A 22,611-nucleotide genomic window follows, 5' to 3' on the forward strand; every position below is an offset into this window, starting at 1 on the left:
TTATGAGAATGAAGACATTCAAGGCCGCCAATTCGACAGCCGCATTCGCCAAGGTCAAAGCCGATCTAGGTAAAGACGCAGTTATCCTTTCCAATAAAACAATTACGGATAACGGATGTAAATGCTGCGAAATAGTAGCTGCTGTTGAACACTCCCCTGTGGCCCCCCCAAGACAGGTCACCAGAGATAGCGTGGTCGACGACGCCTTGCAGGACACTGTCGGTTGGCAGCGAGAATGGAGCCAAATTAAAGGCCAAATAATGGCCTTGATGAAGCCACAAATAGATTTGAGTCGCCTTTCTCCCAAGCAAAAAATGGCCATGGAATATCTTGAAAGAGAAGATGTCAACGAGAAGGTCCTAGCCCGTATTTACTGTAATCTTCGGGACGACCCTAGTCGTTCCATCATGACTGCTTTGGATCCATTGCTCAAAGCAACTCCCTTTGAACCAATGAACTGGGCCAACAAATTTCAGGCGTTCACAGGCCCTGGCGGCGCCGGAAAAACAACCAGCCTTGTTCGGTTGGCTCTCAAAATCAAAAAAGAAAAACCTAACACTCGTATATGCCTAGCAACCGCTGATGGCGGACGCGGTAAAGGACGGCTTGTCCTTAAACATTACGCTGAACTTAGCGGTCTCGCCTTCCGTGAAATCATCACTCGTGATGACTTCGCACTTTTGCAAAAGGAATCCGGACAGTTCGACATGATATTTGTCGACCTACCAGGTCTCCCGGGCAAGACAACACTTGAAGAATGGGTTCACCTCTACGGCATGCAAAACTGCCCCGATATGTCCATGCATCTTGTCTTAAATCCATATTACAGCACCGCTCAATTTGAACGCTTTACCGAAAAATATAAAAGTGAACAACTTGCAAGCGTTATCTGGACGAAACTCGATGAAGCCTGTACATTCGGATCAATATTGAACATGGCGTGCGCCAGCGGGCTGCCGGTTTCCGCTCTTTCATACGGTGCCGGCCTAAAAAACAGCATCAAAGCTGCTTCGGAAGAAATGGTATGGAGACTTTTATTCATGCGCACCATGCCCAACGGCGACATCCAACCTTAAAGGAGTTATAGATACGCCATGAGTACAAATTTACCTCTGGTTTTCTCAGTAACCTCCGGCAAGGGCGGCGTTGGCAAAACCAACATGTCTGTTAATCTTGCCTATTCCCTCAGTGAGGCTGGCAAAAATGTTGTACTTCTTGATGCAGACCTCGGCCTGGCGAACGTGGATGTCATCCTCGGCCTCGCCCCCGAGCACAATCTATTTCATCTGTTTCATGAAGACATGAACCTCGACACAATCCTGTTTGACACACCTTACGGATTCCGTATTCTTCCAGCATCTTCAGGTATTAGCGACATGGTCAGCCTCGACATGGGGCAAAAACTGGACTTGCTGGATGCTATGGATACGCTCGAAGATAACGTCGATTATCTCATTGTAGACACAGGTGCAGGCATCAACGACAATGTCCTATATTTCAATCTGGCCGTACAGGAACGTTTACTCGTCATCACGCCGGAACCGACTTCGCTGACAGATGCATACGCACTGATCAAGGTTCTCAAACTCCACCACGGTGTGGAGAGATTTCGCGTAGTGGTCAACATGGTCCAGAACAAGAAAACAGCACACGAAGTTTACCTCAAACTTCTGGGGGCCTGCGACCACTTTCTTGACGGGATATCCCTAGATTTGGTCGGCTTCATCCCTTATGATCAAAATGTTCGCAATTCGGTCATCGCTCAAACACCGTTTTGCCATAAATTTCCAAAAACTCCGGCTAGTGTCGCCGTAAAACAAACGGCGCAGAAGATTAACGCTTGGAAAGTTACACCGAACACAGATGGCAATATTAAATTCTTCTGGAAAAAACTCCTCTTCCAAGAACGATCCGTGGCTTGATCTGGAAAAGGGCGTCAAAGCTTGGGACGATTTTTCCCCGAGAGATCGGGAAAACATCGTTCGCTTTTACGCGCCCAAAATCCGAATTCTTGCCTTACGACTCAAAGCCAAGTTACCACAAAGCGTTGAACTCAACGAACTTATCAGCGCGGGCAGCCTCGGTCTCCTTGACGCTCTGGGAAAATTCAATCCCACACTTGGCATCAAATTCGACACCTATTCAGAGAATCGTATCAAAGGGGCCATGCTTGATGAACTCAGGAGAATGGACTGGTTTTCCAGAGGATTACGCCAGAAGGTAAAAGTACTGGAAGACGCAACACGCCAGATTGAACATGAAACAGGTGCTCCTGCCACCGCGGAACAACTGCAAAATCATACGGGCATGTCCGAAAAAGAGGTACGCCAAGGGCTTGAGGCTCTACATAATCAAGTATGCCTGAGCCTCGACTCTTTTCAAGAAAATCTCATGGGTCAAAAAAACATGACTGACGATGAGCCTTTCCAGTCTGCCGCATTTCAGGAGATTGTTGACAAAGTAGCCAATCTCATTGAAGAATTGACGCCGCGAGAAAAATTGGTCATATCTTTATATTATGGTGAGGAGTTGAACATGAAGGAGACCGCTGAGGTTATGGACATAACCGAAGGCCGAGTTTCTCAACTTCATTCCCAAGCATTGAAAAAATTAAGAAAAACGTTCCGAGCTCGCTATGAATGCGAGTAGAACTCACGAAAGGAGCTATTGAATGGGTTACGATACCAACATGCGCGTTCTTGTGGTCGATGACTTCTCCACCATGCGAAAAATCATTAAAAATATTTTGCGTCAAATCGGCTTTACCAACATGGTCGAAGCTGATGACGGTTCAACCGCATGGGAAGTCCTCAATAAAGACAACATCGACTTTATCGTTTCTGATTGGAATATGCCTACCATGTCCGGCATTGAACTGCTGCGCAAAGTTCGTGCAAGTGAAGAATACGCCGACATCCCCTTCCTGATGGTTACAGCTGAAGCACAACAGGAAAACATCATCGAAGCAGTCCAAGCCAAAGTGTCCAATTATATCGTCAAGCCGTTCACCCCTGAAACCCTAGGCCAGAAGATCGACAAAATCTTCGCCTAAACGTCCAGCAACAGCCGGTTAGGCGTATACAATGGTCTTGCTTGTCCCTAATGATACCGAAGACGTAACCAATGTTACTTCGACGGACGATCTTTCTGAGCAGCCAAAAGCGCAGCTTGATGATAGCGAGGCAAGCAGGGCCACGCAAAAAGTTGACCTAGACCTCGACGACGCTCCTTTTTTAGAAGACGAAGAAGAGGAAGAAGAAATAACAACAGTAGAGGAGGAAACTCCTCTCCTTCAGGAAGATGATGGCGAGCCAAAACCAGGGCTTGCCGCCCTCTTCAAAAACAAACTATTTCTCATCAGTCTGGGCGTCATACTTGTTCTTGTTGTCGTCATCATTATCCTTCTCCTGCGTGAACCTGACGCACCTCCTCCCACTCCTCCAACTTCAATTGAAGAAATTCAAACAGAAGAAGAAATACCTGTCGCCGTTGAAACGCCACAGATTCTCATTCGACTTGATCCTTTCCTCATTGAACAAAAGGATCAAGAAGGAAACATCAGATTTCTTGAAATACGTGTGTTGGTTTCTACCGAAGACGAGGGACTCTCCATGCAATTCAAGCAGGAGACCTATACAGTCAGAAACGCTTTGTTCTATTATCTAAAGAATAAGGATTTACAATTTTTATCCGATAAGAAGAATAGTGACAAACTCAAAAGTGAACTGCTGGCAATCATCAACCAATACATGGGATTTGGTCAGTTCAAGACACTGATGTTCGAACAATATCTTGTGAGGTAAGCCATGAGCCCGACTCCGCTGGATCTACCGATTCTGATATCGCAATTGCCGTATGTGCAGAAAATCGCCCATGCGGAAAAAGCAAAACCTGAAATCCAACAGCTATTGTTCGGTCCACTCATCCGTGAACAGATGAAACGACAGGAAGGACTTGTTCAACAAGTCGAAAAAAAGACACAGACAGATCCAATCGACAGAGATGGCCGCAACAATGAGCAGCAACAAGCGGCATCTGAACGCAAAAAGAAAGACAAGGACGAAGAAGATTCACCGGAAAATGGATCCTCTAATGCTTCTCCTTGGGCGGGAAACATTGTCAACGTAAAGATTTAACACTATATTCCCCACCTCAAAATAATTTCTCACAGAGGAATACCTCCATGTCCGATCTGCTCATTATCCTGTTTTCCTTCAGCGAAGTCGTTCTGCTTGTCATCGTCATTCTGTTCTTTTTACGGCTGAAAAAATCAGAAACACTATTATCAGGTCTTCAGGCTAACCAACAAGAATTTATCAAACGACTTCAATTCAATACTCAATTAGAAAACGAACTCGTTTCAACCTTTGAGCAACGCCAACAGGAATTGGTTGCCCTCAACACAGAGCTTGAAAAAAAAGCCGCATCCCTCCAAAAACTGGTCGATCTCGCCAATGAATACTGCAAATCACCCCAGTTTATGCGAGAAATAATCATCCAAGGGAACAGGACTGGCAAATCACCTGTTCAACTCGCTAAATCGACAGGCTTAAGCCTGGAAGAAATCGAACTTATCATTGACCAATCCTAGCGGATGAAGAGCAATCAATGCGTATTAAGGGATATGGCAATGGAACAGGAGGCTTCAACGGAGGCGGTAGTCGATCTGATTCATTTTGCAACAAGCACCGCCTCGGCGAAAAAATTCGTGGAAAACTGATCAAAAACATCCCAGAAAACATGGCATGGGTTGATTTCAACGGCGACCGTTTGTTGGCTCAGTTGGCAACCCCACACCCGGAAGGAAGTCTCCTTCTTTTTATCATCAAACAACTTCGCCCTCAGATCATCCTAAAAGAACTGACGGCCAGTCACACTGGTGGAACAAATGCTTTAAATCTAGCAAGTACTTTTGATACGACTCGCACGCTTTTCGAAAATCATTTTTCAGCAGCAATAAAGACTCATCGTCTGACTAAAATATCCTTTTCTTGCACTGATTTCATAAAATTTCTTGCTACAGACGCCCAATTATTTGCTTGTTACATGGATGCTGCTCATTGCGCTCGTTCCATCTCTAACTCCTTGATAAAGACAAAACGTGGTTTAATTGCATACCAACCTTGGCTAGCTCCAGAAAGCCACCGTCAAGCTACTCTTGTTAAAGTAACGGACAAACGAGCTAACATGACAGAATCTATAGTGGAATTCGATCACCCCAATATGGGACTCGTTCGCATAGAATTCCTCTACAAAGTAAAAACAGTAGCATACAAACTCAAAATGCAACGTCCTCAACACAGCCCCGCACTCATACATTTTTTATCCACTAAAAAGTATCGTGGGACCAACTTGAATCTTCAAAATTTAGGAATATCCAAACTCCCGCAAAGTGGACACGGGGGAATCATCGCGGAACTATTGTTTCGCGCATGAAGGATATTTCGAGTTATTCAAAAAAAGTACTTCCCAAGAAATGCATTGCACTCGATGACAAAAAATCTTTTGAACTTATTCTTTTTGCAATCAAAAAGCCCCGGAGCAAATACTCCGGGGCTTTTTGATTTTCTTTAAAATCAAAGTCTAGGCAACGGCTGTAGCTGGCTCCAAGATTTCGCCACCAAGCACTTCCTCGGCAACCCGAGGCTGAGTCAAAACCTTCTCTTCCAGATACAGTTCCCTGTTTTCGTCCAAGTGACGCAGGAAAGAATTGTTCAAAGCGTGACCAGAAGCGAACACTTCAAAATGGCCGCGAATTGGTGCACCAAAAATAGCCATGTCACCAACAAAATCCAGCACCTTATGACGAACGAATTCATCTTTGAAACGAAGCCCTTCCGCATTCAGAATGCCATATTCATCAAGCACCACGGCGTTGTCGAGTGAGCCCCCAAGGGCCAAACCATTTGCGTGCAGATAATCGACCTCTTTCAAGAAACCAAAAGTGCGAGCCTTGGCAACTTCCTTAGCGAAAGTATCGGGAGTAATTTCAAGTTCCATCTGTTGACGGCCGATAAGCGGATGAGCGAAATCGATAATGTAGTCGATACGAAAACCATCATGAGGACGAGCCTTGATGTATTTACCATCCTGCTCAAACTCGATATTTTTCTTGATCGCCATGACCTTACGGGCCTTGCTCAATGTGCGAACGCCCGCCTGCTTAAGTAAATAGACAAAAGAAGCCGCGCTGCCATCCATGATAGGCAATTCGCGGCCAGAAACTTCAATTTGAATATTGTCGATACCCATACCATTAATTGCGGCCATGAGATGCTCGACAGTAGCCACGGTTTCGCGACCATCACCCAGCACGGTCGCCAGACTGGTCTCAACAACCAAAGACGGCGCGGGGGTCAGGAATGTAGACCCGGAACCGTTGCGTAGCGCAAAAAGAATTCCAGTATCCTCGGCGGCAGGACGCAACACCAACTCCACCTGCTTACCGCTGTGAAGTCCGATGCCCGTACAACGGACCGATTTATGTATAGTAGTCTGAGACATTATTCCTCCGGTGATTAACCTACAATCAAAGAAAGCAAGAATGATGCCACCGGCAAACAGGTACATAAATACATAAAATAATTGTATTTATTAAAAATACAGCTTTTTAACCGAGTGTTGCTTTATCGCAACTATTTGTATTTTTACAACAACGATTTTTAATTATTGTTGCATTTCTACGATTATAACTTTTGAGCAGTGACAATACGATCATGGCCAGCCAGGTCCTTGAGCACTCTAACCCGTCCGAATTGCGGAAAGAGATCGAGCATTATTTTTTTTACGCTCTCTCCCTGCCCGCAACCAATCTCCATAAAAAAAAGACCACCGGATTTCAGTGCGACAAGCATTCCGGGAAGCATTTTTCTGACATGGTCGAGACCGTCAATCCCGCTGACTAGAGCCATGGTTGGCTCAAACTCGGTGACCTCATGGCTCGCCTCATCAAATTCAGCCTGCGTAACATAAGGAGGATTGGATACGATAAGATCGAAAACATCTTCACCAAGGATATCCTGCGTAAAATCGGCCTGACAAAAACGGATACGTTTTTCAACGCCATGTTGAATGGCATTGCCCTCAGCAACAGCCAATGCTGCAGAACTGAGATCTATAGCCACGCATTCTGCTTTTGGAAAAAGAGAGGCAATCGTTACGGCAAGTATTCCAGAACCAGTTCCGAGATCGACATAAGAAAAACACGTGTCTTTCGGATAAAGAGATTCCACTTCTTCAACTATATGCTCAGTTTCTGGTCTCGGTATCAAAACATCCGATGTGACGTGAAAATCTAAACCGTAAAATTCTTTTTCACCCAAAATATAAGCGACAGGTTCACCTGCTACTCGTCTTTCGACAAGCGCATAAATCTCCACCAATTCCTCACCAGTCACTTCTCGCTCTCGATCAATGACCAACGAAAGGCGTGAACAACCAAGAACATACCCGACAAGCACCTCGGCGCTCAGGCGCGGCGAATCGACCCCGCTCAAACGGGTTTCGCACTCTTTAAGAATATGCTGAATTGCGGGAGACACCACTGGTTCCCCGTACCAACGATTAATCACCTTGACGCTTCATTGCCTCAGCCTGATAATGGCTGATCAAGGCCTCGGTCAACTCCAGGAGTTCACCTTCCATGATTTGCGGCAACTTGTGTAACGTCAAGTTGATACGATGATCCGATACACGTCCCTGAGGATAATTGTACGTACGGATACGTTCGGAACGGTCTCCGGAACCAACCTGGCTACGGCGAGTTGCATCTTCTTCGGCTTTGGCCTTTTCCTGTTCCAACTGCAAAAGTCTGGAGCGCAGAACTTTCATGGCCTTGGCCTTGTTCTTGTGTTGAGACTTTTCATCCTGACAGATAACCACCAACCCAGTCGGTACATGGGTAATACGAATTGCCGAGTCAGTCGTATTAACGGACTGACCACCGGGACCAGATGCACGGAATACGTCGACACGCAAGTCCTCATTACGTATATTCACATCAACCTCCTCGGCCTCAGCCATAATGGCCACGGTCACTGCGGAAGTGTGAATACGTCCCTGAGACTCAGTTGCCGGCACACGCTGTACGCGATGGGTTCCAGACTCATACTTAAGCTTGCTGTAGACCTTGTCTCCAGAAATGGAAGCAATGACTTCCTTCAGCCCACCGGAACCTGTAGAGTTGGAGCTCATCTCCTCAACCTTCCACTTATTGGCCTCAGCGTAGCGGGAGTACATACGGTAAAGATTGGCGGCAAAAAGCGCGGCTTCATCGCCACCGGTACCTGCCCGAATTTCAAGGATAATATTTTTCTCATCCATGGGATCCTTGGGCAAAAGAAGCACCTTGAGTTGTGCTTCGAGCTTAGACAATTCCCCTTCAATTCCAGAAATTTCGGCCTTGGCCATCTCCTGAATTTCTGAATCTGAATCGTGCAAAAGCTCTTGATTATCTTTCAATTCCTGAGAAAATTCTTTGTACTTACGAAACACTATGACCATATCACCAAGGTCAGCGTGTGCTTTGGAAACCTTCTTATACCGTTCTTGGTCATTGAAGATATCAGGTTGGGCAAGCTCCTGCTCCAATTCTTCGTATTTAACTTCAATCTCTTCAAGCTTGCCAAACATAATTAGCACTCCTCGGGATTAACAGCGCATTGCAAAGCGGCTATAGCCACTTCGATCTGACTGTCGTCAGGTTCCTTGGTGGTCAACAACTGCATCATGAGACCCGGCCAGCACATAAGCTTGCATAAAGAATTCTTGCTGTACTTACCGGCGAACTTAATCATCTCGTAGGCCACACAACTGACCGGAATCATCAGAAAAAGTTTCATGCCAACAATATATAAATGCTTAACCATAAAATTTTCAGGGGAATAAAAAGTAAGCAGATACGGAACCAGAACTGCATACAACAAGATGGAAACGACCAAAACAAAAAGCAAAAAAGCAGTCCCACAACGTGGATGCAAACGACTATAAAAACGGGTGGAATCAGGGGTAAGATCTTTTCCATCTTCCCAAGTCCAAATAACTTTATGCTCTGCACCGTGGTATTCAAAAACCCGACGAATGTCAGGGATAAGAGAAATGGAAACTATATAACCAACAAAAACGAGCATCTTGATAAGGCCATCCCATGCGTGAAAACTCAAAGAATCCACATCACCGGCCCAACCGAGATACTCCATTCCCACAGACAAAAAATGAGGCAAAACTACAAACAGCCCCAAAGCGGCTCCAAGGGCAATAACCATCGTCATGGCGAGATGCCATGACGTCAACTCTCCACCCTCTTCCTCATCGTCCGCAGCCTGCATGGCAGAATAATTTAAAGCCTTGATGCCATTAACCATGGTTTCCATAAGCACTGGAAAACCACGAAGAAAGGGCTTCTTAAGCAAGGGATGTCTTACCATAGTAAACCACGGCCTAACATCTGTGACGATTTCCCCATCTGATTTACGAATGGCAATGGCCAGCTTATCCTTAGCGCGCATCATGACGCCTTCGATCACGGCCTGGCCGCCAACGGCCTGAGGAGCGGCCATCGTCAAAAGTCCTCGCAGATTCAAGTAGTTACCCTCCGCTAATGGGTGGTAGTATTGACAGATCGCCAGAAAATCCCAGCGCATCTCACAGGCAACAGAATTAAGTATTCCCTGAAGATTGTAAAGCCCGTCATACAATAGAATATGCCTTCGCAGGGTGGTTCACCCTTACGAAGGCATATGCTTTCGGCACAAGGCCGGGAAAAGCTACTTTTTCTGAGCGAGAGAGTTCAGATCGCCGTACTTCTTACGGAAACGATCGATGCGGCCAGCGGTGTCAACAAAACGCTGCTTGCCTGTGTAGAAAGGGTGGCAGTTAGAGCAGATTTCTACTTCCAGCTCTTCGCCCTTCGTGGTCAACAATTCAGACTCGTACCCGCAGTGGCAACGAATTTTTGCCTTGTAGGTCTTGGGATGAATATCGTTCTTCATGACTATCTCCTGTCATTCTTTTTGCGTGGAACTCGGTCTTATACGCACTGCCCCACCGGTTGGCAAGTAAAAAATCAAGCCTTTTTCCAGACAATGAAAGCATTTCATTTCTTTCGAGGACGCTTGAGGCACTTACACCATATAATATAAAGCTGCGTCAAACAGCCTCGAGAAAAATGAAAGGCGGACGCCGGAGCGTCCGCCTTGATGATCAAGCTCAGGTGCGGACTAAACGCAGCCGGTGGGCTTGGGCAGGCCAGCCATTTTACAGGCTCCCTTACCAGGTCCGGACGGGAACAATTCGTAGATCTGCTTCAGCTTGAAGCCAGTGACCTTGGAAAGAATACGGACCATCGGAGCGATGCCGTTCTTCTTGTAGTAATCCTGCAGGAAGTCGATGACTTTCTGGTGATCTTCGGTGATTTCCTTGATACCTTCGGACTCTTTTACGTAGTCAACCCACTGCGGGGTCCAGTCTTCAAATTTCTGCAGGAAACCGTCTTCATCAACTTCAAAAGAAGCACCTTCAAATTCAACTAAAGCCATTGTATCCTCCTAATGGATGTTTTTCATGCTGTACCCCCGAAACATTCCGGGGTAACCATATCCGTTTAAACAGCGATCCGCTGCTTAGATGCATTATAAAAAAACACACGGCCTCAAACCGTGCAGGGACATTACGACCACGCATATCCTTTGTCAAGCACAAGGCGAATTTCAACTCAATAAAAAAAGCCCTGCCTTAACCTATCTAAATCTCTATGATTCCAAGAGTTCATCTCGTTGCTTAAGAGCAAATTCAAGGCTTGAATCCATATCGAGAGCCGCGTTCAAATAATCAAGGGCTTCTGAACGATTCCCCATAAACTTGTGACACAATCCCAGATTGGCCAGATCATGTGGCGAACCACTATCGATATCAAGTGAAGCCTGGAAATTTTCGGCAGCCTCACTGTAGCGTTCATTCTTAAAATGAGCGACACCACGCAGGTTGAAAAACTCTTTACACTCTTTATCCAACTCAATGGCTCGATCAAGATGTCCAATGGTTTCTTCCCACTCTTCCATCTGCGACAAAGCGTATGCCTGATAAAATGCAGCCAGGGCTCTCTCTTGGTCTGCTGGCTGAAGAGGCTCTGCTTCCTCAAACTGTGCAGTTGCATACAAAGGATCTCCCATGCGCAACGCTAACAGTCCTCTGAAAAAAGGCAGGAAATACGCCTCAGGATAAACCTCGGCTAACACCTCCAACCCTTCCATAGCCTCATCAAACTCGACGTCTTCAGCCAGAATACGTCCAACAAACAAGCCAATAGACCTATTGGGAGTCCGTTCGCGAAAATCAAACCCGGGGACAACATTATAATTAGTCGTCACCATCAACTCAGGATGTCGGGTATCGACTGCATAAAGAGTATTTCCCTTGTCCTGCAATCCATTAGCGAGAGCCATCAATTCATTATATATATCAGAATTCTCAACTGTAGGAAGAGAATCCAGAGACACAACTGCCCCTTCTTCAAGCCACTGGATCTGTTCAAGTTCAGTAAATTTTGACAGCCCGGATGCTTCATACACACGGCTGGTCTCAAAATCTCCCGCCAACTGCGCGACTTCGGTTACAGCCCGAATAGCCGCCTTGGCCGGAGAAGCCGCGGTCCCGGCGGTAAACACGATTTCACTCAATGCAGGAAACGACTTCGGGTCCCACGCCACGGCTGCAACCGTGGGCACAGGGTACCCCATGGTAAAATCCTTGAGGATAAGTTTGACGCCATTGCGTTCAAAACATTCAACCAACCGGAGAAGGACCGGATCATCCAATGAATCAGGGTCAATCGTTGGAGTGGTCAACCGACTACGGTCAATCACAGCACAAACATGCCGTTCGACCAATTCACAGGCTCCCTGACAAATGGATTCTTCAAAAGTATTCCCGGCTGACGATCCGTTAAACTCGTTAAGCTTCTTGAACCAGTCTAATGGAACACATTCCTCCTGCCCGGCGCCAACGTTCAACGCAGGATGAAAACGCCATTTAACGAGATCTAGGAGACGAATCGCCTCTTGTTCGGAAATATCTTCTTCAACAGATAAAATGATCTGTTGAATATCCATTATTGTATCGGGCCACTTAGCGGCGGCTTCTGACCATGTCAATTCAGTAAAGTTTGTCGCGTCTGCCCAAAAACTAAAATAAGAAAAACGTTCAACCAGCTCCATGAGCGCGGAAGCTTCAGCCTGTTCAGGGGATGCTCCCTTCCCCATCTGCTTACGAGTGGGCATGATTTCTCGCGCTTCAGGGCCGCAGACACTGACAAAAACAGGGATACCAAGTCTGCCGGTATCCACTTGATCTGTCTCGCCAAGAACGCCTTTGCACTTATCCGCCAAGGCCGTCTTAACCCGTGCCACTGTATCCTGAGGGCTACACGCCTTATCCTGATCAGTGGTAAATTCCTTGAGACATTCCTTGAGTTCAATCACGCCTGCTTCCTCTTCATGCGGAACAAATTGACAACATTCTCTTCACCAGTCTCCCTGTCCTTATACTTGGCAGCGGATTTCATCATGGCGTACTGTTCGTTGGCCATATCAAAAAACTTCCGGCCTTGACGCTTCTGATCCATGGCAAGGACAATCTCTGCGGTCGAATTGTCAGACAGATGACTGCTCAGGAATTTCAGCAAAGGCTCAAAAGCCTCCTCTGCATAAAGAACTTCGCAACCAATGATGTAGTCAAAATGTTTTTCAACCGTATCTTCCGTAAAATCGACACGATGCAAGGTAAACTTATCTTCTACCCCATTTTTCAAAGCATTAATTTTACTAAACAGCAGAGCAAACGAATCGACATCACTTACCGTCACATCGTGACCAAGCTTTGCCAAAACAAGGCTATTGACCGCCCCGCCTGCACCGACTTCCAAAATGGAACATTCATTTGAGAATGGGAATTTAGTCAAAGTGTAGCCAAGAATAAGACAGGAAGGCCATATCTTGGCCCATAAGGGCAGAGTTATTTTCTTTCCAGCCCGAGTCTTGTCGATGAGTTTATCAAGATATTGTTGCATATTCTTGATTTGCAGTACTTCAAGAGACATACCGCCCACGTTAACCGTCTCGAATTCGACTTCACCGAACTCGCGCACAGCTATGTCAATGAGCGCACCAATAGGCTGGTCCAAATTATGAACTATATCCGCCACGTTTCCTCCGAATATGATTTGTCTCGAGAAATTGAGACTACTGATCTACTTTGTTGATCTTCTCCAGCACCCACAATGCGCCCAAAACAGTGTCGTCCCGAGAAAATTCCCAGACGACTCGCTGGTGAACGGGCTGTCCGCCCTCCCCAACCCTGAGCTGCGCATCATAAAAGACCGTGGCCGTAGTCCGACCTTCTTCCGACTTCATTTCCATCATCTTTGCATTGAGCAGCATCACCTCTATAGGCCCCTGCCCGGCTTGACTCATGGCATCGTTGAAAACTTCGTCGGAAATGAAATCCCGAAGAGACTGAAAATCCTGTTCGCCACTCGCCTGCTGGAATCGAGAATAAAAAACTTTGGCCCCTTCCAAAAATTCGGTTTCATCAAAACCATCTGTCTTGGCCGAAGGTGTGGATGTCGGTGTTGTAGGAGTCGGCCGTACATTTTCATCGGAACTCAACAAATCCCATGCCTGACGCGCCGCCTCATGTCGATCCATGGGACGAACAAGACGCCCTGCCGGGCGCTCTGAAGAATCGTCAACCGCATCCTCATTCTGATCCCGATGCCCCCACAAACCAGGACGCGTCTTATCACCACCGGAACGGCGGCGAAAGGATCTCACAAGGAAATAAGCTATGCCCGCAAGAAGCAGGATATTAAGAATACCACCGCCTCGACTTGCTGGCGCTTCTTGAGCAAGAGCAGGTGAAGCCAACATCATTAAGGAGAAAACAACTCCCAGACAACGAAAGCTCATCCGCTCAATCCACTTCGGCAAAGATACGAAAATATGTATGTGCATATACTGATATGTAATCGAGAATCCCGATCCAGGCAATCACTCAATAAGTGCCAGATCCCGAAGGACGGCATAGAGGCTTTCAACTTCAATGGGCTTGGGAAGATAGGCGGCCGCCCCGCCTTTATAGTAGGCTTTGACCACTGTTTTGGGGTCATTAAGGGCGGTAATCATAATAACCTTCGCTTCATCAGAGGACCGGACTCCGGCATCCTGTTCGATAACACGAATGTCCTTCAAGGCCTGATGTCCATCTTTATTAGGCATCATGATATCCATACAAACCAGGTCGTAAGGCGAATTTTCTTCAAGAGCCATTTTAAAAGACTCGACACACTCAACACCATCAGATGCCGTGTCACATTGTCCATAATCGGACAGCAATGCCGTCAACAACTTGCGGCTGGTAAATTCGTCTTCAACAATCAAAATACGCATGGAGTCTCCTTTCTCCCGAGTGAATTATTTCAACGACGAGAGAAACATTGGGACCATAGTCTGTAAAAAGGACAAACACAAGAAGATGATTTAGGATGACTCTACACGGCAAAGACTTGCCTCACTGACGTTTGGCACGTAGGAAGATGCACCGGTTCCATAAGCCGTCTGGAGGAAAACAAATAATGACATTTTCGGAATTGCCTTTTTTGCTTGCCAATTTTTTTGATTTTCTTGATAGCCCCGAATGGAGGGCTTGGCCTTTCAATTCGGGATACGGAGAACACCTTCTCCCTGCTGTTGCCCGCCTAGCATTCATTACAATTATTATGGGCGCTATTCTTCTTTTTCTCCGTTTCCTTTTCGGACCGGGTGGTCCTCTCAGGGATAAAGAATTGGAACAGGAAGCAATGGAAGAAACCGCTAAAGAACGCGCCGAAACCGAAAAGTTATTCGTCCAAGGTGAAATCACGGAAATGGAATACAAAATACGCATGAACCACCTTAAAGACTAATCATGCCCTTGTTCGACCACCAAGCATCACTCACAGCTTTTGCGAACAGCCATTTTAAGAGTGAAAAAGACCACGATTATCACATCAAGCTAAAATTCGAACACTCTCTGCGTGTGTGTGAAAACGCCAAAGCGATTGTTGCAGACGAAGATATAACCGGCCACGTTGCAAGCTTGGCAACTCTAGCAGCACTGTTTCACGACATTGGCCGCTTTCCCCAATATACCACATACGGCACATTCAAAGATGCCGAGTCCATCAATCATGGTCGATTGGGTGTTTTGACTCTTCGAGACCAAAAACTACCGCATGCCACGTCTAAAAAAGATCTCAGGCTGATTCGAGCCGCAATAGGTCTCCACAACGTTAAAGCGATACGGGACACGACACCACAACCATTGGCAACCATTGCAAATATCGTCAGAGATGCAGACAAGATCGATATTTTTTCAGTCATTCTGGACCACCTCGACCCTGAAACCGAATCCAAACCAGTGGTGATCCATAGCCTTATCCAAGACCAAACCAAATACTCCGACGAAGTATACCAAACAACGCTTGCAGGAGAAATCGGTGACTACAGCCTTCTACGATACAGCAATGATTTTATTCTTCTTCTGATTGGTTGGCTCTTCGTTCTTCACTACCCCACTTCTGTGCGACTTATTGCCGAACGTGGCCTTATTGAACAAGCTTTCTCAATTTTGCCTAAAGATGATAAAATTCAAACGCTTAACGAAAAATCTCACACATTCATGCGTTATAAAAATACGCGAACCCCTTGATATGATTATCATGAAGCCGTAGGTTGAACAAAAGGAGTACAGGAGCAACCATGCCGCAAAAAAAAGACAGCAAGGCGTTCGGCATCTATAATAGGATTCTTATCCTGACCAATGTCGAGGTACACGCCAAGCGTGATCTGAATACCATAAAGAGCTTTGGCCCCAAAGACGTTCAGGCATTCTCATCCGGTGCCATGGCTATTGATTATCTCTCCGAACATTCTGTTGATTTGATTTTCTGTGATTCTTCATTGAATGACATGAGCGGTCTCAAGTTTGCTCAAACCGTCAACACCAACATGAGCGGACGTCCTCTACCCATCATCATGGTCACACTGGAAAATCGTCGAGATTACGTTCTGGATTCCATTGCCGCAGGCTGTATTGGCTACATACTCCGTCCCTATTCTCTCGACACCTTTGAAAAATATCTTATTCTTGCCGATCAATTGGACAGCTATCCCGAAATCGAAGAAATGGAGCTCAAAGAAGCGCAAGAAATGGTCGAACGTGGTAATTTCGATGAAGCCATTGAAGCCTTTGAAGAACTTATTTCCTATCAGGACGAAGCCCAGAAATACTACGACATGGGCTGCCAGTTCATGGTTCAGGCCAAATATGGCAAGGCGATCGTATCCTTTAAAAAAGCGGTCAAGATTAATGACCTGTTTGCTGAAGCATACAAAGGATTGGCCGAGGCATACAAAGGCCGTGGAGACATGGAATCTTTCAAAAAATTTCTCCGCAGGGCAGCAGATGTCCACGCCCAGTTCGACAATCTGGAAGAAACAAAAACGCTTTTCATCGAAATTCTCAAATACGATTCCGACACACCCAACCCTTTCAATTCTCTTGGAGTAACTCTTCGGAAGCAAGGTGATTATCCTGGTGCTATTCACGCCTATCGCCAAGCTCTTGAACTCACACCGAGTGATGAGAACATTCATTTTAACATGGCAAAAGCCTTGTATTTCATGGGTAAATTGGAAGATGCATCCACAGAAGTCGCGGCCTCTCTCTTGATGAATCCGGATTTTCACGAAGCCAACAAACTCTATCAACGCATACACGGACAACCTTGGACGCCACCCAAGGGGGAAAAAGGGAAAACCCGCACCGTATCCGAAGGTGTCAAAGAATCAGCCAAGGATATCGGTCCATAACACCGTTGCCCCCCTCGGCTTTACTTTCTCTTTCGGGTGGTTATTGTATTCCTGCAACACAACAAATACCCCCTGGAGGTATGATGCCAAATACAATATATGATGTCACCATTCTTGGTTCAGGTCCCGGCGGTTTGCAGGCCGCAATTCATGCTTCCCGCAAAAAAGCCAAAGTTCTTATGCTTGGTCGCATAGATAACAGTAGCCTGTATTGGGCACATGTTGAAAACTATTGCTGCCAACTCAAAATATCAGGTGAGGAAATCCTGCGAACAGGACGTCAACAGGCCGAAAATTTTGGCACATTGTTCCGCGACGAAGATGTTCTTTCCATCGACCCCATGGACAATATTTTTTCGATAAAGCTTGAATCCGGCGACACAGTTTTGTCCAAGACTGTTATTATTGCCACCGGTTCCAGCCGCAACAAACTCAAAGTTCCAGGTGAAAAAGAACTCCTCGGTAAAGGCGTCAGCTATTGCGTTGATTGTGATGCAGGCTTCTTTAAAAATGAAGTCGTGGCTGTGGCAGGATGCCGAAGTGCGGCGGTACATGGAGCCGTAATTTTGACGAATTTCGCCAGAGAAGTTCATCTTTATTGCGAAAAACTCGACGTAGCCACGGCCTTGCGTGAGCAACTCGGCACGACTAGTGTTCATGTTCACGAAGGTGTTCAAATCAAAGAAATCCAAGGCGAGACAGCTGTACAATCGATTCTACTTAACGACGACTCCACGCAAAACGTCAGCGGAGTTTTCATTGAACTGGGTGCTAAAGGTGTTTTGGAACTTACCTCCATGCTCGGCGTACAACTTGATGAATCAATGAAGTATTTAGATGCTGACAAAAAACAACGGACCAATATTACAGGCATCTATGGTGCTGGCGATATTTGCGGCCCCCCACTACAAATGGCAAAAGCTGTGGGTGAAGGCTGCGTGGCTGGAATAGAAGCCGCCAACTACGCAAAAAAAATTGTCGTTGAATAATTGAAACCGGGTGCAGAATTTAATGCACCCGGTTTTTCCTAAAAAAACATAATGTCAGCCGGTCGAAATTCTTGCTACTTCTCTCCACCCTACATCGGGGGCAACACGCAACAAATATGTCCACCAATGAAGCCGGATAAAAGTGCGCGTGCGTCCGGTTCATCGTTATTGAACTTGAGAACCGCGTATCGTTCTCCACTCTTCATGAATGCCTTATGCACCGTGCATCCAATAGAATAATTTTCCTCGCTCGTATCAAAAAGAAGAAAGGTAAGCCGAACAGGCCTTCCCAGTTCTTCAGGAAAGTCCGTTAACCCACCATTCAAATAACGTACTCGAGAACAACTTGCAGACATATCCTCGACAATGGCCTGCGCAGCTTTGTTTCCTTCAACGACAATGGCAGGATATGAACACGAACACCTTGGTTCTCCACGGTCCTCGGCATCAAAAACAGATTCCGGTCCAATCAATTCTACAGTCGCTTCACATCCACCGCTCATACGAAGCACTTGAGATGCAAAACCAAGCAAATGTCCGTCAAAGACATATCGAACCAGCGCATACGTATGAAGCTTCACTCGTCGTATAACACTGTCAGGCACAGTTACATTGACGACAAGATTACCATTGGTCTTTACATTAGAGACCACGCCTAAAAAACGATCTTCAAAGGTGGAAAACTCCAAAATTATTCTGTCGCCGGATGCGATGTCCATAGGGTCCATCCTTTCACATATTCCAAAATATTTCATGGCAATCTTGCAAGCAATTATATATATGCACTCCATGCTCAAAAATATGGGAATTCTTGCATGGATCGGTTGTCTGGTCACTCTCGCCTACCAAAGTATATCCTGGACCCTCTCTGCTGCATGGCCGTCTGTAACGCTTCTTGATGTTCTGCACTCTCTCTTCGGCATCGACCTGCTAAGCTTTATCAGCAACTTACCTCTGGATATGTCGGCCAAAGCTATCTACGTATGTTTTACCACTCAACTCACCCTTTTCTTCTGGTGGCTTGGAGTCGTTCTGTTTATGACGCAATTCCTCACGCAAATCTTCATCAGAAAATAGCTTGCACGACACCCAAAATACTCCTCTGAAGTTCATCCACAAGCCATCTCATTTAAATATGCAGTGGACTTTTCACCCCCTTTTCAGCTATGAAATAGTATTACGCCTAAAATCCAGAGGTTTATGCATTGCAGAAACGGTATCTTCCCATCGCCATCGTGACAGGTGTCCTCTTTCTGATTGCCGTCGGAGGCTATATAATTCCAGCCAGTTCCGACGGTCCACCTATACGCACCCTGCTTGACAACAAGGGGGGCAAAGTTATTCTCAACCACGCAAGTCATGTTCAAACCATGCAGGAAGACTGCGGGGTCTGCCATCACACGACTGGCAATGCCCAAAATCCTCCGGCTTGTGCAGATTGCCATGCCAAAAAATTTGATGAGACCTTTACCGCAAAACATCAGAACACATTGGATGACGCGCTCTGTGTATCCTGTCATCACCTCGGTGCCACCATCGACAACTTCTCCCATGACGATCACGTTGACGACTACTCGGAAGGAGACTGTCAATCCTGTCACCATGATCCTTCAATTGAATCAGAGCCTCAAGCCTGTTCCAATTGCCACATGGACGGCAGTAACAGCGTACTGAACCTCAAAAAGGCCTCCCACACCAGATGCGCGGATTGCCACGACGACATGTATAAAGACGGCATCAAGGGATGCTCCAATTGTCATACCCGATCCACAAACGAGTTGGAACCGGCTCAACAATCGTGCAAAAGCTGTCACGACACACCAGCCGACCAACTCATTCCAACCACCATGAATGCGTTTCACACTCAGTGCATGGGGTGTCATGAAGACAATGGCACAGGACCATTCGGCGACGAAGCCTGTTACCAATGCCATATGAAATAGGGGATCACTCCATATGACCAAATTCAATTTCAGCCTCAAATCCGGCGACACCGGTCCCCTCATCAAGGCATCCAGCCCTGACATCCTGCATATCCCCATGGATGGCATGACGCCTATTATGGCAGCAGGAGATCAAGTGCTGGGAGGGACCAAAGTAGCCATCGCCAATGCTAACGACGAAGGCGATATGCACTCGCCGCTGGCGGGAATCATTCGAGAAATCCAACCCTACGCCATGCTCGTTGAAGTCCGGGGAAACGACCGGATCAAGCCGCACGAACCATGCTCTGATAGTGGGGACACGCTCCGGTCCTGGCTGAAAGACAAAGGAGTCTGCACCCGCCACCTCGTCAAGGCTGCGACATTCATCATCAACGCAGTTCCACCGGAGCCGGGTATATCCATCTATGATCCTCTACTACGCGATTACCGAAAAACGTTGGAACTCGGTCTTGGAACCGTTCAAAAAATAGTAGAACCGAACAAGATGTTTCTCGTGGCCGCCAAAGGCAACCGGGCTAATGCGTTTGCCAACTGTACGGTCATGCACGTCGCTCCCGTCTATCCGAATGGACTCGATCCACTGATCATCAAAACCGTCACGGGACAAGAAGTGCTTCCAGGAATGCTCCCGGATAATGGCACCATCCTTTCTGTCAAAGATCTCTATTTCATAGGCCGTGTCATGGAAACGGGTCGTCCTCTTACGGAAACCGTCATGACCATCAATGGAGACAATCATCTTGTCGCCGTTGGGACACCTGTAGGCTTTCTGGCTGCCAAGGCTGACACAATCATACACCCCGGCGACAGGGTCGTCATTGGTGGCCCACTCCGAGGATTAGCCGCAGTCAATCTCGAACAAGGAGTGGACAAAGATGCTTCCGGCCTCCACATCCTGCGCCAAAGCGAAGGAATGAAAACCACTGACAATTTCTGTTTGGGATGTGGTGAATGCGAACGTCACTGCCCCGCCAGAATCATGCCCGGCCTCATCAGTCGATGTGCCGAATTCAAACAGTTCAAACGAGCTGAAACATATCATATTCATTCCTGCATGGAATGCGGCCTGTGTGGTTACTGGTGCACGGCTGGACGCCCGCTCCTGCAATATATCCGGCTGGCAAAATATGAATTAGCCCTGCTGGCGGGAGCTGTACAACCTCCTCGTCCCACACCTGAAGACATCCAGAAAGGACAATCCGGAGACGAGCCATGCTAAAACAACTCCAACCTATCCTGACAGTATCGGCCCCTCCGCACGTTCATTGTGGGAGAACCATTAAACGGTATATGCTCGACACAGTGCTCGCCTTACTGCCTGCGGCAATCATGGCTGTGATTATATTTGGCATGGATGCACTCAGGGTTATGGCGTTATCCTGCTCTGTGGCAATCGCGACGGAATTCATCTGCAATAAAATCATGAAACGGGAACAATCAGTGGACGACTTCAGCGGCCTGCTGACAGGTCTCCTCTTTGCATTTCTTCTTCCTGCCTCAGCTCCATGGTGGTTGGTCTTCATCGGTTCGGCTTCCGGCATCATCCTTGGCAAAATGATCTTCGGAGGACTCGGAGGCAACCCGCTGAGTGCCCCCCTTGTCGGATGGGCTTTATGCCGCATCTCATGGGCAGACTTCATGGACACCAACACAACCATGTTGAACTCGCTACTTCCGGCTCCGCTTCAGCAACTCAAACATTTTGGCCTGGAATCAATCCAATCAATCGATTTGAGTTCGTTACTTCTCGGCCAACAACTGGGCGGACTGGGTGAAGTTCATATCGCAGCCCTGCTCGCTGGCGGCATTTTCCTGCTCGCACGTCGTCACATACGATGGTACATTCCGGCAGGGTTTATCGCAGGCTTGCTGGTAACAGCTTGGATTTATCAAATTATCGACCCGACCATGTACGCATCGCCTCTCTTTCACTTACTAGCCGGTGGCTCAATTTTTGGTGCTTTCTTTCTGGCAACGGATGCAGCATCGACTCCAGTTGGATTGGTTCCTTCCCTGCTTTTCGGCCTCATCGCTGGAGCAATGGTCATCATCATCCGAGTATATGGCATTTACCCGGACGGAGTTCCCTTTGCCATTCTGTTGGCCAATCTGTTCACTCCACTTCTGGACCGCATACGTCCCAAACCATTCGGCGGCCCATACTCATTTGAAAACACGGAGGACACAGCATGAAAGAAATGCTCAAGATGATTCTTGTGCTGTCGCTTATCTGCGGCCTCTCCGGCCTGACGTTGGCAACAATCCGACAGGCAACCAACCAACGCATTGAAGAACAGGTCATGACGTATGTGCAAGGTCCTGCTCTGGCGCAAATTTTCAACGATTACGACAACAATCCGGTCAAAGATCGCAAAATAATTGACCTCTCTGACGGCTCCATCACGATTTTTCCTGCCATAAAAAACGGCACCCTGACCGGAATAGCTCTTGAAACCTTTGGTAAGGGCTACGGCGGTGACATTGGCGTCATGGTCGGATTCAGCCTCGACGGTACAAAACTCAAAGGCATCGGTATTACCACACTCAAAGAAACACCCGGTCTCGGCGCACGTGTGGTTGAACCAGACTACCGAGATCAATTCAAGGGACACACTACCACGTCCCTTGCCTTAAAAAAACAAGGTGGCGACATCGCAGCCATCTCTGGCGCGACGATCTCGTCCACAGGCACAGTCGCCGCCGTCAACGACGCAATACAGATATTTAACAAGATTAAGGACAAACTCCCCACCGCCTGGGGATCGTAGGATA

At 47.0% G+C, this 22,611-nt stretch carries 28 protein-coding genes; 17 read left to right on the forward strand and 11 right to left on the reverse strand.

All coding sequences use genetic code 11. From position 1 onward, the window contains the following. Positions 1-2 precede the first annotated feature (2 nt). Genes SYK_RS04280 through SYK_RS04315 form a run of 8 tightly spaced genes read left to right on the forward strand, consistent with a single transcriptional unit; the run spans position 3 to position 5,436 of the window. Positions 3-1,076 carry a flagellar biosynthesis protein FlhF gene (locus SYK_RS04280; protein WP_281762368.1) on the forward strand — a complete coding sequence of 358 codons (1,074 nt, stop codon included), beginning with the start codon at positions 3-5 and terminating at the stop codon, positions 1,074-1,076. An 18-nt stretch (positions 1,077-1,094) separates the two neighbouring features. Further along, positions 1,095-1,922: a MinD/ParA family protein gene (locus tag SYK_RS04285; RefSeq protein WP_281762369.1), complete on the forward strand. Its 828-nt coding sequence runs from the start codon at positions 1,095-1,097 to the stop codon at positions 1,920-1,922. Further along, positions 1,864-2,649, forward strand: coding sequence for a FliA/WhiG family RNA polymerase sigma factor (locus tag SYK_RS04290; RefSeq protein WP_281762370.1), 786 nt, complete (start codon positions 1,864-1,866; stop codon positions 2,647-2,649). The genes SYK_RS04285 and SYK_RS04290 overlap by 59 nt, the downstream gene beginning before the upstream one ends. A 22-nt stretch (positions 2,650-2,671) precedes the next feature. Next, positions 2,672-3,052 carry a chemotaxis response regulator CheY gene (locus SYK_RS04295; protein ID WP_281762371.1) on the forward strand — a complete coding sequence of 127 codons (381 nt, stop codon included), beginning with the start codon at positions 2,672-2,674 and terminating at the stop codon, positions 3,050-3,052. A 31-nt stretch (positions 3,053-3,083) separates the two neighbouring features. Continuing rightward, positions 3,084-3,803 carry a flagellar basal body-associated FliL family protein gene (locus SYK_RS04300; RefSeq protein WP_281762372.1) on the forward strand — a complete coding sequence of 240 codons (720 nt, stop codon included), beginning with the start codon at positions 3,084-3,086 and terminating at the stop codon, positions 3,801-3,803. Positions 3,804-3,857: 54 nt separating this feature from the next. Further along, positions 3,858-4,136, forward strand: coding sequence for a hypothetical protein (locus tag SYK_RS04305; RefSeq protein WP_281762373.1), 279 nt, complete (start codon positions 3,858-3,860; stop codon positions 4,134-4,136). 47 nt (positions 4,137-4,183) lie between these two features. Beyond that, positions 4,184-4,591 carry a hypothetical protein gene (locus tag SYK_RS04310; RefSeq protein WP_281762374.1) on the forward strand — a complete coding sequence of 136 codons (408 nt, stop codon included), beginning with the start codon at positions 4,184-4,186 and terminating at the stop codon, positions 4,589-4,591. 17 nt (positions 4,592-4,608) lie between these two features. Continuing rightward, entirely contained in the window at positions 4,609-5,436 is an 828-nt protein-coding gene (locus SYK_RS04315; RefSeq protein WP_281762375.1) for a hypothetical protein, read from the forward strand. A gap of 147 nt (positions 5,437-5,583) precedes the next feature. Here SYK_RS04315 and lpxC read toward each other — a convergent pair whose 3' ends face one another. The 10 genes from lpxC to SYK_RS04365 form a co-directional block, all read right to left on the reverse strand. Then, positions 5,584-6,504 carry a UDP-3-O-acyl-N-acetylglucosamine deacetylase gene (gene lpxC / locus SYK_RS04320; protein ID WP_281762376.1) on the reverse strand — a complete coding sequence of 307 codons (921 nt, stop codon included), beginning with the start codon at positions 6,502-6,504 and terminating at the stop codon, positions 5,584-5,586. A 182-nt stretch (positions 6,505-6,686) separates the two neighbouring features. Further along, on the reverse strand, positions 6,687-7,544 hold the full coding sequence (gene prmC / locus SYK_RS04325) for a peptide chain release factor N(5)-glutamine methyltransferase (RefSeq protein ID WP_353618277.1): 858 nt from the start codon (positions 7,542-7,544) through the stop codon (positions 6,687-6,689). Between the two features lie 19 nt (positions 7,545-7,563). Next, the gene (prfA, locus tag SYK_RS04330; protein WP_281762377.1) at positions 7,564-8,631 is read right to left on the reverse strand and encodes a peptide chain release factor 1; all 1,068 of its coding nucleotides are present in this window, start codon (positions 8,629-8,631) and stop codon (positions 7,564-7,566) included. Between the two features lie 2 nt (positions 8,632-8,633). Further along, entirely contained in the window at positions 8,634-9,557 is a 924-nt protein-coding gene (locus tag SYK_RS04335; protein WP_281763232.1) for a DUF1385 domain-containing protein, read from the reverse strand. A gap of 207 nt (positions 9,558-9,764) precedes the next feature. Further along, positions 9,765-9,989 (reverse strand): 50S ribosomal protein L31, encoded by a 225-nt coding sequence (gene rpmE / locus SYK_RS04340; protein ID WP_281762378.1) that lies wholly within the window; start codon positions 9,987-9,989, stop codon positions 9,765-9,767. Positions 9,990-10,217: 228 nt separating this feature from the next. After that, positions 10,218-10,535, reverse strand: a complete 318-nt coding sequence (locus tag SYK_RS04345) for a TusE/DsrC/DsvC family sulfur relay protein (protein WP_281762379.1) — start codon at positions 10,533-10,535, stop codon at positions 10,218-10,220. A 213-nt stretch (positions 10,536-10,748) separates the two neighbouring features. Beyond that, positions 10,749-12,476: a YcaO-like family protein gene (locus SYK_RS04350; protein ID WP_281762380.1), complete on the reverse strand. Its 1,728-nt coding sequence runs from the start codon at positions 12,474-12,476 to the stop codon at positions 10,749-10,751. Further along, on the reverse strand, positions 12,473-13,198 hold the full coding sequence (locus SYK_RS04355; protein WP_281762381.1) for a class I SAM-dependent methyltransferase: 726 nt from the start codon (positions 13,196-13,198) through the stop codon (positions 12,473-12,475). The genes SYK_RS04350 and SYK_RS04355 overlap by 4 nt, the downstream gene beginning before the upstream one ends. Before the next feature lie 37 nt (positions 13,199-13,235). After that, a complete protein-coding gene (locus SYK_RS04360) occupies positions 13,236-14,006 on the reverse strand; it encodes a Tim44 domain-containing protein (RefSeq protein WP_281762382.1) in 771 nt (256 codons plus the stop codon). Between the two features lie 36 nt (positions 14,007-14,042). Then, positions 14,043-14,441 carry a response regulator gene (locus SYK_RS04365; protein ID WP_281762383.1) on the reverse strand — a complete coding sequence of 133 codons (399 nt, stop codon included), beginning with the start codon at positions 14,439-14,441 and terminating at the stop codon, positions 14,043-14,045. A 185-nt stretch (positions 14,442-14,626) separates the two neighbouring features. On the opposite strand from SYK_RS04365, the gene SYK_RS04370 reads away from it, so the two are divergent. The 4 genes from SYK_RS04370 (at position 14,627) to SYK_RS04385 (ending at position 17,893) form a co-directional block, all read left to right on the forward strand. After that, on the forward strand, positions 14,627-14,956 hold the full coding sequence (locus SYK_RS04370) for an SHOCT domain-containing protein (protein WP_281762384.1): 330 nt from the start codon (positions 14,627-14,629) through the stop codon (positions 14,954-14,956). Positions 14,957-14,958: 2 nt separating this feature from the next. Then, positions 14,959-15,741 (forward strand): HD domain-containing protein, encoded by a 783-nt coding sequence (locus SYK_RS04375; protein WP_281762385.1) that lies wholly within the window; start codon positions 14,959-14,961, stop codon positions 15,739-15,741. A 50-nt stretch (positions 15,742-15,791) separates the two neighbouring features. Further along, on the forward strand, positions 15,792-16,904 hold the full coding sequence (locus tag SYK_RS04380) for a tetratricopeptide repeat protein (RefSeq protein WP_281762386.1): 1,113 nt from the start codon (positions 15,792-15,794) through the stop codon (positions 16,902-16,904). A gap of 83 nt (positions 16,905-16,987) precedes the next feature. Beyond that, positions 16,988-17,893: an NAD(P)/FAD-dependent oxidoreductase gene (locus SYK_RS04385; RefSeq protein WP_281762387.1), complete on the forward strand. Its 906-nt coding sequence runs from the start codon at positions 16,988-16,990 to the stop codon at positions 17,891-17,893. Between the two features lie 89 nt (positions 17,894-17,982). Here SYK_RS04385 and SYK_RS04390 read toward each other — a convergent pair whose 3' ends face one another. Further along, positions 17,983-18,612: a PilZ domain-containing protein gene (locus SYK_RS04390; RefSeq protein WP_281762388.1), complete on the reverse strand. Its 630-nt coding sequence runs from the start codon at positions 18,610-18,612 to the stop codon at positions 17,983-17,985. A gap of 34 nt (positions 18,613-18,646) precedes the next feature. Here SYK_RS04390 and SYK_RS04395 point away from each other — a divergent pair, with 34 nt between their 5' ends. The 5 genes from SYK_RS04395 to rnfG all read left to right on the forward strand — a co-directional run bounded on the left by SYK_RS04395 (position 18,647) and on the right by rnfG (position 22,607). Beyond that, on the forward strand, positions 18,647-18,970 hold the full coding sequence (locus SYK_RS04395) for a potassium:proton antiporter (RefSeq protein WP_281762389.1): 324 nt from the start codon (positions 18,647-18,649) through the stop codon (positions 18,968-18,970). Positions 18,971-19,098: 128 nt separating this feature from the next. Further along, entirely contained in the window at positions 19,099-19,836 is a 738-nt protein-coding gene (locus SYK_RS04400; protein ID WP_281762390.1) for a cytochrome c3 family protein, read from the forward strand. A gap of 13 nt (positions 19,837-19,849) precedes the next feature. Next, positions 19,850-21,058, forward strand: a complete 1,209-nt coding sequence (locus SYK_RS04405) for an electron transporter RnfC (RefSeq protein WP_281762391.1) — start codon at positions 19,850-19,852, stop codon at positions 21,056-21,058. Further along, a complete protein-coding gene (locus tag SYK_RS04410; protein ID WP_281762392.1) occupies positions 21,052-22,032 on the forward strand; it encodes an RnfABCDGE type electron transport complex subunit D in 981 nt (326 codons plus the stop codon). The genes SYK_RS04405 and SYK_RS04410 overlap by 7 nt, the downstream gene beginning before the upstream one ends. After that, positions 22,029-22,607: an RnfABCDGE type electron transport complex subunit G gene (gene rnfG / locus SYK_RS04415; RefSeq protein ID WP_281762393.1), complete on the forward strand. Its 579-nt coding sequence runs from the start codon at positions 22,029-22,031 to the stop codon at positions 22,605-22,607. The genes SYK_RS04410 and rnfG overlap by 4 nt, the downstream gene beginning before the upstream one ends. Positions 22,608-22,611 lie beyond the last annotated feature (4 nt).

The organism is Pseudodesulfovibrio nedwellii (genome assembly GCF_027923765.1).
GTDB classification, from domain to species: domain Bacteria; phylum Desulfobacterota; class Desulfovibrionia; order Desulfovibrionales; family Desulfovibrionaceae; genus Pseudodesulfovibrio; species Pseudodesulfovibrio nedwellii.

What these genes read in the sequence shown, in the direction of transcription:
- lpxC (WP_281762376.1), bottom strand. Translation starts at nt 6,504, where the DNA reads ATGTCTCAGACTACTATACATAAATCGGTCCGTTGTACGGGCATCGGA.
- SYK_RS04300 (WP_281762372.1), top strand. Translation starts at nt 3,084, where the DNA reads ATGGTCTTGCTTGTCCCTAATGATACCGAAGACGTAACCAATGTTACT.
- SYK_RS04280 (WP_281762368.1), top strand. Translation starts at nt 3, where the DNA reads ATGAGAATGAAGACATTCAAGGCCGCCAATTCGACAGCCGCATTCGCC.
- SYK_RS04335 (WP_281763232.1), bottom strand. Translation starts at nt 9,557, where the DNA reads ATGGCCGCTCCTCAGGCCGTTGGCGGCCAGGCCGTGATCGAAGGCGTC.
- SYK_RS04395 (WP_281762389.1), top strand. Translation starts at nt 18,647, where the DNA reads ATGGCAATCTTGCAAGCAATTATATATATGCACTCCATGCTCAAAAAT.
- SYK_RS04405 (WP_281762391.1), top strand. Translation starts at nt 19,850, where the DNA reads ATGACCAAATTCAATTTCAGCCTCAAATCCGGCGACACCGGTCCCCTC.
- SYK_RS04310 (WP_281762374.1), top strand. Translation starts at nt 4,184, where the DNA reads ATGTCCGATCTGCTCATTATCCTGTTTTCCTTCAGCGAAGTCGTTCTG.
- SYK_RS04345 (WP_281762379.1), bottom strand. Translation starts at nt 10,535, where the DNA reads ATGGCTTTAGTTGAATTTGAAGGTGCTTCTTTTGAAGTTGATGAAGAC.
- SYK_RS04410 (WP_281762392.1), top strand. Translation starts at nt 21,052, where the DNA reads ATGCTAAAACAACTCCAACCTATCCTGACAGTATCGGCCCCTCCGCAC.
- SYK_RS04385 (WP_281762387.1), top strand. Translation starts at nt 16,988, where the DNA reads ATGCCAAATACAATATATGATGTCACCATTCTTGGTTCAGGTCCCGGC.
- SYK_RS04360 (WP_281762382.1), bottom strand. Translation starts at nt 14,006, where the DNA reads ATGCACATACATATTTTCGTATCTTTGCCGAAGTGGATTGAGCGGATG.
- rnfG (WP_281762393.1), top strand. Translation starts at nt 22,029, where the DNA reads ATGAAAGAAATGCTCAAGATGATTCTTGTGCTGTCGCTTATCTGCGGC.
- SYK_RS04315 (WP_281762375.1), top strand. Translation starts at nt 4,609, where the DNA reads ATGCGTATTAAGGGATATGGCAATGGAACAGGAGGCTTCAACGGAGGC.
- SYK_RS04370 (WP_281762384.1), top strand. Translation starts at nt 14,627, where the DNA reads ATGACATTTTCGGAATTGCCTTTTTTGCTTGCCAATTTTTTTGATTTT.
- SYK_RS04380 (WP_281762386.1), top strand. Translation starts at nt 15,792, where the DNA reads ATGCCGCAAAAAAAAGACAGCAAGGCGTTCGGCATCTATAATAGGATT.
- SYK_RS04295 (WP_281762371.1), top strand. Translation starts at nt 2,672, where the DNA reads ATGGGTTACGATACCAACATGCGCGTTCTTGTGGTCGATGACTTCTCC.
- SYK_RS04290 (WP_281762370.1), top strand. Translation starts at nt 1,864, where the DNA reads ATGGCAATATTAAATTCTTCTGGAAAAAACTCCTCTTCCAAGAACGAT.
- SYK_RS04365 (WP_281762383.1), bottom strand. Translation starts at nt 14,441, where the DNA reads ATGCGTATTTTGATTGTTGAAGACGAATTTACCAGCCGCAAGTTGTTG.
- rpmE (WP_281762378.1), bottom strand. Translation starts at nt 9,989, where the DNA reads ATGAAGAACGATATTCATCCCAAGACCTACAAGGCAAAAATTCGTTGC.
- SYK_RS04375 (WP_281762385.1), top strand. Translation starts at nt 14,959, where the DNA reads ATGCCCTTGTTCGACCACCAAGCATCACTCACAGCTTTTGCGAACAGC.
- SYK_RS04390 (WP_281762388.1), bottom strand. Translation starts at nt 18,612, where the DNA reads ATGGACATCGCATCCGGCGACAGAATAATTTTGGAGTTTTCCACCTTT.
- prfA (WP_281762377.1), bottom strand. Translation starts at nt 8,631, where the DNA reads ATGTTTGGCAAGCTTGAAGAGATTGAAGTTAAATACGAAGAATTGGAG.
- SYK_RS04285 (WP_281762369.1), top strand. Translation starts at nt 1,095, where the DNA reads ATGAGTACAAATTTACCTCTGGTTTTCTCAGTAACCTCCGGCAAGGGC.